This is a genomic window from Dankookia rubra (assembly GCF_004355005.1).
In the GTDB taxonomy this organism is placed as follows: domain Bacteria; phylum Pseudomonadota; class Alphaproteobacteria; order Acetobacterales; family Acetobacteraceae; genus Paracraurococcus; species Paracraurococcus ruber_A.
On sequence record NZ_SMSJ01000160.1, the window covers coordinates 1 to 7,603 of the forward strand.

At 64.7% G+C, this 7,603-nt stretch carries 9 protein-coding genes; 5 read left to right on the forward strand and 4 right to left on the reverse strand.

Annotated elements, in window-relative coordinates:
- Positions 1-382 precede the first annotated feature (382 nt).
- Both E2C06_RS34550 and E2C06_RS34555 read right to left on the reverse strand, forming a co-directional pair.
- A complete protein-coding gene (locus E2C06_RS34550; RefSeq protein ID WP_370451523.1) occupies positions 383-730 on the reverse strand; it encodes a MarR family transcriptional regulator in 348 nt (115 codons plus the stop codon).
- Positions 731-996: 266 nt separating this feature from the next.
- Positions 997-1,227 (reverse strand): hypothetical protein, encoded by a 231-nt coding sequence (locus E2C06_RS34555; protein ID WP_133293088.1) that lies wholly within the window; start codon positions 1,225-1,227, stop codon positions 997-999.
- 101 nt (positions 1,228-1,328) lie between these two features.
- On the opposite strand from E2C06_RS34555, the gene E2C06_RS34560 reads away from it, so the two are divergent.
- From E2C06_RS34560 to E2C06_RS34580, 5 genes are all read left to right on the forward strand, one after another.
- Entirely contained in the window at positions 1,329-2,537 is a 1,209-nt protein-coding gene (locus tag E2C06_RS34560) for a M14 family metallopeptidase (protein ID WP_206664830.1), read from the forward strand.
- A gap of 556 nt (positions 2,538-3,093) precedes the next feature.
- Complete coding sequence (locus E2C06_RS34565) at positions 3,094-3,987, forward strand: methyltransferase (protein WP_241671601.1); 894 nt, start codon at positions 3,094-3,096, stop codon at positions 3,985-3,987.
- A 7-nt stretch (positions 3,988-3,994) separates the two neighbouring features.
- On the forward strand, positions 3,995-4,882 hold the full coding sequence (locus E2C06_RS34570; protein ID WP_133293090.1) for an iron-containing redox enzyme family protein: 888 nt from the start codon (positions 3,995-3,997) through the stop codon (positions 4,880-4,882).
- 550 nt (positions 4,883-5,432) lie between these two features.
- A complete protein-coding gene (locus E2C06_RS34575; RefSeq protein ID WP_133293091.1) occupies positions 5,433-5,813 on the forward strand; it encodes a hypothetical protein in 381 nt (126 codons plus the stop codon).
- Between the two features lie 213 nt (positions 5,814-6,026).
- On the forward strand, positions 6,027-6,707 hold the full coding sequence (locus E2C06_RS34580; RefSeq protein WP_133293092.1) for a hypothetical protein: 681 nt from the start codon (positions 6,027-6,029) through the stop codon (positions 6,705-6,707).
- 277 nt (positions 6,708-6,984) lie between these two features.
- On the opposite strand, the gene E2C06_RS34585 is transcribed toward E2C06_RS34580, so the two are convergent.
- Both E2C06_RS34585 and E2C06_RS40035 read right to left on the reverse strand, forming a co-directional pair.
- The gene (locus tag E2C06_RS34585) at positions 6,985-7,206 is read right to left on the reverse strand and encodes a hypothetical protein (protein WP_133293093.1); all 222 of its coding nucleotides are present in this window, start codon (positions 7,204-7,206) and stop codon (positions 6,985-6,987) included.
- A 130-nt stretch (positions 7,207-7,336) separates the two neighbouring features.
- Positions 7,337-7,603: transposase domain-containing protein (locus tag E2C06_RS40035; RefSeq protein WP_241671602.1), on the reverse strand; the 267-nt coding region annotated here is incomplete at its 5' end.

The window sequence follows — 7,603 nt, forward strand, 5'->3', positions numbered from 1 at the left end:
AAACTGATCCAACGCTCAACTTAGACGATCAAATACGGGAGGGAGATGATCTCCGGCAACGCCGAAATCAGCGCTCGCCAGCACGATGCTGTGTTGCAACGAACGCGTGCTGGTTCAGAAAAATTGCACGCAATGGTTGAATCAGGACAGAATGCTTCACGAGTCATCGGTGAGGCCGAGCGGTGCGACGTCCAGGGCAATCCGGCGGCTCAGTGCTGGCCGATAGGCATCTCGGTAGGCTCCCGGGGTCCCTGCCCTTCCCTGCCCGTTTGGCAGTGCCATTGCCGCCTAAACGGACGTGCCAGAACTGGTCATGTTTCGTGACGCGAGATGGCAAAGCAATCAGCCGCGTTGCGCGTACCTGACGCTGCGCCGCGGGTGCTCACGCCGCCGCGCTGCGATGCTCCGTGTCTGCCGCCGCCATGACGTGGCGCAGGTCTGCCAGAAACGCATCTCCTGCTTGGGTCTGCTGCACAAGCACGCTGCGGCGATCCATCGGGTCCACCTTGCGCCGGACGAGACTCAGTTCACCGAGCCTGTCCAAAGCGCGGGTGATGGCGGGCTTGGAGACGTTGAGCCCTGCTGCCAAGCCGCGCACCGTAGGCGGGCCAGCGGTCAGATAGACGGTCAGGAAAACGCCAAGCTGGCGGCTGGTGAGATCCACGTCGTCACGCCTGACCAAGGCCAGGATCGTCTTGTGCAGCACCTGCGTCAGTGCGTCATCACTCATCGCAGCTATCATGGTCTGTTCTCCTCGGCATCAAGAGGATGATGCCGAGGTTTTCGTTCCGACCGCGAGGTGCGGCTCCGTCGCAGGTGCGCGGGCGTGGTTTTGAGACCATCGCGCCCGAGGTCATAGACCGGAAGAGCACAGGAAGCCGACGTGCTTCTAACCACTTGGCGGCTTTCGACCGCGATTGTGGATCTCCCTCGCCTAACACGCGGTCTAGGCAGTTATCAGAGGTGAAGCGCGGCTCACGACATGCAGGCGCGCGCTCACCGGTTCTGCTGCCAAAGGTGGTCGGTGTCCGGTGGCACGACCTTTAGCCCAAGCCGCTCGGCCACCGCCTGCAGGGCGGCCAGGTCGCCAGCCCGCCATTGCCGGCGGCGCAGCAGGCCGGCAGCCTCGGCCGCCGGCAGGCCAATCGCCGCACCGACCGCCGCCGGCGTGGTGATGCCGCGATCTTCCAGGTGGCTGTTGATCGTGTAGCGCAGACGAATGGCCATCAGTCGTTCGGCCTGTCGGGTAGGGTCACGCATGTCCCCTGCCCTACCGCCACCCTGCGGCGACGACCAGTATGTCTGGTCCGCGGCGAAGGAACGTGAACATGCCCGAAGACGTCAGGAAGGATCTCGATATGGACAGCGTCGCCCGGCGCGATTTCATGATCGCATCGGCCAAGGCGGTCGGCACTTCCACAGCCCTGGTCTTGGGCACCAGCCCGGCCAGTGCGCAAGGCGGGGCAACGCCACCGGCGGCTTCCCCCGCGCGAACCACCTACACTGGCGACATGATCGACGGGAAAAGGGTCGTCACTGCGCTGGACGTGGACGACCTGGAGCCTGGCCGAAAGCACCTCCTGTATTTCCGGGGCGTAGCGACGCCCACCGGGCAGCACTGGCACGTGTCCGTGAAGGTCGCTCGCGGGGCGAGGCCGGGCAAGCGCGTCATGCTCGTGAGCGGCGTGCATGGCGATGAGATGAGTTCGATCCATGCCGTCCAGACCGTGATGAACCAGCTCGACCCGGTTGCGATGTCGGGCACCGTGATGGCGGTCACGGACGTGTCCCGCCCGGCTTTGGAGAGCATGCAGCGTCGTTGGCCCAGTTCAGGCCGGGGCGTCGATCTGATCGACATGAATCGGGAATGGCCGGGCAACGAGAACGGCGTCACAGCGGCCAGCCGACACGCGGGCCTGGTGTTCAATCGCCTGCTGCGCCCCAACGCCGACTACGCGATCGACTTCCACACGGGGACGACCGGCTTCGAGGTCACGGCGTTCAATATAGGCGAAATGGGCGTGCCGGCCGTTCGGGCCATGCTGGAGCTGTATCCCGTCGGCCAGATCTATGACAATCCAGTCTATCCGGGTGTGCTGCACAACGCCTTCATGGAAGTGGGCATCCCATCCTTCACACCAGAGATCGGCGCTGCGCGCGTCCTCGATCCGGGAATGATCGCGCTGTTTGTCGAAGGCACGATGAACGTCCTCAAGCACCACGGCATCCTGGCCGGACCGATGGGACGCACGGCAAAAGACGTGCGCGTCTATGTCGGTAACTCTGCCTTCCCGATCCTGGCCACGGCTGGCGGGCTTGTGGAGTTCCTCGCCAAGCTCAATGACCGGGTCGAGGCGGGGCAGAAGGTCGCTATTCAGCGCAACAGCTTCGGCGAGGTGGTTGCGGAATATGCGAGTGGCGTGACCGGGGAGATCACGGGGCTGCGCAGCGACGCCATGTCCGAGCCCGGCAATCCACTGGCCTTCATCCTGTTCAACCGGCCGGAGCCGAGGGAGCCTGCGAGCTATCCCGAGTGATCGGCGGCGGCCGGTACGGTCACTAGCAACTGGCGCGCGCCAGGTAGGGTGGGACGGTTTGGGGCCGGCCGCAGCGTGGCGCGGGATTGGTGCCGGCGCGTCGGAAACCCGCTTCCGACCGCGATTGTGGCAGCCCTCACCTAACGCGCGGGAAGCGGCGATCGCGCGCATCCTGACAACATCTGTGCCCGGCCGTTTTTGCACAATCGCCAGTCAGCCCGCAGCACCTTAGCCCTAACAATGAGACGGTTGGTTAACGACTCTATATTATTACGGTGCAGATGTTCGCTCCGCGCTCATCTTGGTCATCAGCTTGTCGCGGTCGAGTTCCCGGAATCGGACAAAGCGCTCCAACCCTGGCTGACCGAGTTGGGTGGAGAGCGGAGTTTGAGCGGCTCGGCCGGCCGGCAATCAACTCATGCTTCAAGACCGCAGCGGTCCCAGGAAAGCGTCTTGTCGCTGCAACCGGCGGGTTTCAAGCAGCGTATCAAGTTCTATGTTCACTGCACACCCCTCCCCGGTTTCCGCGGATGCCCTGCTGGCCCTAGGCCACGCCTTGCGTGACGCCGGCTATCATTTCACCACGGTCACACCCAATACCCATGCGCGGGTCAATGTCCGTCCCGAAAACGCCGAGGCGCAGTGTCTAGCCGACGTCTTCGGCTGGAGCCGGCCTTTTCGACCCAGCCTCCTGCCATCCCCGATGCTCGACATCATGGAGCAGGGAGGTGTGCTGGTCCGGGACAGCAGATATTGCCGTAGCTTGGTCCGCGTTTCGACCCTGGACGGGGAACTCTTCTTTCATTCCGCCTTTCCGACCACGGATGCGGATTCCGTGTTCTTCGGCCCAGACACGTACCGTTTCGCGAACGCCATTCGCCGTGCGTTGCGGGAGCGTGACCGGCCGGTCTGCCGCGTGGTGGACATCGGTTGCGGTGCCGGTCCGGGAGGCATCGTCGCGGCAAAGGTCCTGCCCGACGCCGAAGTATTCATGGTGGACATTAACGAGGCAGCGCTTCGCCTAGCCCGCGTCAACGTCCAGCTTGCCGGCGTCACAAAGGCCGAGGCACGCCGCAGCGACTTGCTTACGAGCTTGGAGGGAAGTTTCGACCTCATAGTGGCGAACCCGCCTTACCTCGTCGATCCTGCCCAGCGCGCCTACCGGCACGGCGGTGGGCCGTTGGGGGCGGATCTGTCACTCGCCATCCTGGACACCGCCCTGGAGCGGCTTTCTCTTGGGGGTACCCTGGTGCTCTACACCGGTGCCGCCGTCGTGAACGGTGAGGACCCCTTCCGGGCCGCCGCGGCGGATCGACTTTCGCGGAGCGGGGCGCGCTGGGCGTACCGCGAGATGGACCCGGACGTCTTCGGCGAGGAGCTCGAGGCCGAGGCGTACCGCCACGCCGATCGAATCGCCGCAGTGGTGCTCACGGTCGATCAGGACAGATAGGAACGACATGCCAGACGGCTTCTTCAACAGCGACGGCCTGATCACGGCCGAAACCGCGCTGCAACGCAACCTCGCCGCCTTTAACCGCGAGCGGTTCGACCCGGCACTGCCGATGGTGGACTGGAGATCGGGCATCGACCGCATGGCGGAAGGGCTGCGCGAGGAGGGCGCGTTCTTGGAGGAGCGTCGCGCCGCCGTGTCGGCCCGTGCCGCCGAGGCACCGCGTGACGCGGACAAATTCGTGCGCTGGTTCGAGGCGCTGGAGAAGGACGGTCCCGGCCAGCATGACCCGCTGTTCCCCTGGCTCGCCAAGACCGCGACCATGGAGCAGATGCGTTGGTTCCTGACCCAAGAGATCGCCGGCGAAGCGGGGTTCGAGGATCTCTCGGCCCTGACCCAGGTCAAGCTGCCGGTGCGGCCGAAGCTGGAGATCGCCCGCAATTACTGGGACGAGATGGGCCGCGGCAACCCGAAGGGCATGCACGGCCCGTTGCTGGAGGCGCTGGCGGAACACCTCGGGCTCGAGCCGAGAGTGGAAACCACGGTCTGGGAGGCGCTTGCCCTGGCCAACGTCATGGCCGGCCTCGCGGCGAACCGTCGCTATGCCTACCATTCCGTGGGGGCGCTGGGCGTGATTGAGCAGACGGCGCCGGCCCGTGCGGCGCTGGTGGGCAAGGGGCTGAAACGGCTGGGCGTGCTGTCGGGTGACCGTCACTACTTCGACCTGCACGCGATCTTGGACGTGAAGCACTCGGCCGCTTGGAACAGTGAGGCCATACACCCGCTGGTAGCGTCTAATCCTGTACTCGCGCCGGCGATCGCGGAAGGGGCATTGATGCGCCTGGAATGCGGCGCTGCATGCTTCCAGCGCTACCGGCAGGAATTCGAAATCTAATGGTCACGGCAACGGCCGACGCTTAAGCGGCGTCGGCTGCAAAAATGGTACCTGGGCGTGCGCTCCAAACGTTCGCTCAGGGTTGAGGCTGGCGGCGGCTGACCCCCGACTTTCATTGGCCGACGCTGACTGCGGCCATGAAGCCGACGAAAATGAGCGGCACCCTCGTTTCATTACGTTGCCGGCGGATGCAGAACTTTGCCAATACCGTGTCAAAGGCTGGCGTACTCATGCCGAAAATTATTGGCTTGAAATGAGGCGGGAGGGGGAGTGAGGGTTGGTCCCACGTTTGCCAACACGTGAGTCAGAGGACTAACCCGCTTTTTCGGTTTGCCTGCCTATTAATTCGATTTCGGCGCAGCGCTTCCCGGTCCGACATTGCTCGCTCCGGTCGAGTGGGGGGGCGTTGGACGCGGAATACGCCGCGCTTCCGGCGCCGTCGGAGGCTTATGGAGTGTGAGACGCCGCTCGCGTTAGTGCGGGGCATCTGTGAAACAACGTCATGCCTGGATGGTTTTAGCTCCATCTGCCGCCTGGGGGCGTATAGGCCATGATAGCGACGCGTGCCTTTGCTCTGGTGGTGGGGAGCTTCGTGTTCGGCTTGGTCATGTCACTGTTCATGGAGCCGGCTGCGGTCTTTGGAAGCACTCTGCCCATTGCGCCGACAGTATGGACGTATGACATTCAGCGCGGGCCTTCGCAGGCTTGCGCGCCACTGGCTGATAGGCTCGTACGCAAGGTTATGCGTGGCTATGAGGTGACGATTGCCCCTGGCATGCACCCGATGGTGCCGTATGAGGCCAGTCAGGTGTCAGCCTTCATCCTGCACGGCAACGGCCGCGTCCGGCTGTCAGGTGACGGTCGCCGGCATGTCTGCATCAATGGCGCCGGCAAGGTCTTCGCGGTGTATGTGCCGGCAACGGCCGAGTGATGGCCCTAGCATGGGGCTTTGCTACGCGCCCTCGCCGACGCGGGCTGAACGGAGCTCGGCGCTGTGCATCGTCTACCTTTTGCTGCTCCTCGCAGGCCACGCTCAACAGGAATAGATCAGAAGGCCTGCAGGCCGCTCGCGGGGAGGTCACGGATGATTAGACGCGAGCGAGTGGCCTCACGAAGCTCTGGCGCCGGGTAGACGGACGTGGGCATGCGGACCTCTTGGCGTCGTGCTGGGCCTGTCGCCATCCTGGCCGCGACCAGCTTCGCCGCCCTTGCTGCGGCGGCGCAGGAACGGCCGCCTTTCTCGCCAACCCGAGACGTGGCCGTCACCTACCGCGTAGAGAATGACAAACAGCCTACAAACGCGCGCTTGGCGTGGTCGGCCGAGCTGCGCGCGCTGCGGGCCGACCTGCCTGCCGGTACACCTGCATCCTTTGGGGGGATACCCTTGCCGCCCGGCGCATGGGTGGTGGTGGACCTGCGCGCTGGTCGCGCGTTTGCCGCGGACGATCGCACCGGTCTCGTGATCGACCTGCCGCAGCTCGCGGTCCGAGCCCAGGCGGGTGAGCGCGCACTCGCTGGCGCCCGCGCACACCGCGAGGGGACGAGCCGTGTCGCCGGCCTGCCCTGCACCGTCTGGCGGCTGGAGCCGCCGGCAAGATCGCCGGGGCGCCGCTCGGTACGCGTCTGTCTGACAACTGACGGTGTGCCGCTGCGCGCCGAGGAGGAGGGTCGCAGGGCCCGTGCCGAGGCAACGAGCATCGTCTACGGTCCACAGAACGCAACCCGCTTCCAGCCGCCCCAAGGAGGCATAACGGGAAAAATGAGCGGCACTCTGAACAAGGCGCTCGGGGGCATGCTGCGGGGGCTGCTCGGACCTGGACCTTGACCGCTGGCTGTTCGAAGTGAATACCGCTTGGGAAGAAGCGTGATCGGCGACTGCGAGAGTCACGCAGCCCGGAGAGAGGCACGGTCGCACCCTGTGGATAGGATCAGGACGGCGCCAATCCAGGGCTCCTCCGCCCTCTCCTGAGCCATCCGACACTTGGTCACCTTAGAAGGGCTGGAACGTAGGCGATGGGTGCTAACCCAACCCTGGCGGTGCCATTTTGAGATCGGCCCAGCTACAGCTCACGCAGCACTTCTCGCACACACCTTATGGATGCTTAATGGCCCTCCCAGTAGACCTGATCGGCGCGATCTTCCTCGGCCGCGTGGTGCCGCCGCTGGTCGATAATGACGCTGGCCGCGTCCTCGGCGGGCTGGCCGGTCTCATAAGGCGTTTCGGCCTCGACGCGCTGCGCGGTCGGTTCCCCGGCGGTACGCAAAGCTTCGTTCACGCGGTCCCAATAGGTGCTGAACGGGGGCTGGCGGGTGGGATTGCGCATTGTGCCGCTCCTTCTTTCCATACTGCGCGGGTCGGTAGATAGCGCGGCGGAGCTGCGCATGATGCCCATTAGAGCAGCGCAATTCTCAGCCCAAAGTCATCAGCCATAAGCGTCTAGCCGTAAGCGGCGTCTAAGGACCCTTGCCGCCTTCGGGTGAGGCTGAGGGCGTCTTCGGATCGGCCCAGTGCCAGGACATCAGCTCGTCGATGCGGTCATTGGGCCAGCCGTTGACGAGGCGGGTAAGCAGGTCGGTGAAATAGCGCTGCGGGTCGAGGCCGTTGAGCTTGCATGTGTGGATGGCCTCCGCGGTGCAAGAGCGAATCTGGAGCTTCTGACGTCGGGTCGGCGGCGTGCATGTGTCCGGCCTACGAGAGGCGGCACACGGCCGCCGGCCTTG

Excerpts from the sequence above, each read along its gene's own strand:
- E2C06_RS34550 (WP_370451523.1), bottom strand. The coding sequence starts at position 730 with ATGAGTGATGACGCACTGACGCAGGTGCTGCACAAGACGATCCTGGCC.
- E2C06_RS34555 (WP_133293088.1), bottom strand. The coding sequence starts at position 1,227 with ATGGCCATTCGTCTGCGCTACACGATCAACAGCCACCTGGAAGATCGC.
- E2C06_RS34560 (WP_206664830.1), top strand. The coding sequence starts at position 1,329 with ATGCCCGAAGACGTCAGGAAGGATCTCGATATGGACAGCGTCGCCCGG.
- E2C06_RS34570 (WP_133293090.1), top strand. The coding sequence starts at position 3,995 with ATGCCAGACGGCTTCTTCAACAGCGACGGCCTGATCACGGCCGAAACC.
- E2C06_RS34575 (WP_133293091.1), top strand. The coding sequence starts at position 5,433 with ATGATAGCGACGCGTGCCTTTGCTCTGGTGGTGGGGAGCTTCGTGTTC.
- E2C06_RS34580 (WP_133293092.1), top strand. The coding sequence starts at position 6,027 with ATGCGGACCTCTTGGCGTCGTGCTGGGCCTGTCGCCATCCTGGCCGCG.
- E2C06_RS34585 (WP_133293093.1), bottom strand. The coding sequence starts at position 7,206 with ATGCGCAATCCCACCCGCCAGCCCCCGTTCAGCACCTATTGGGACCGC.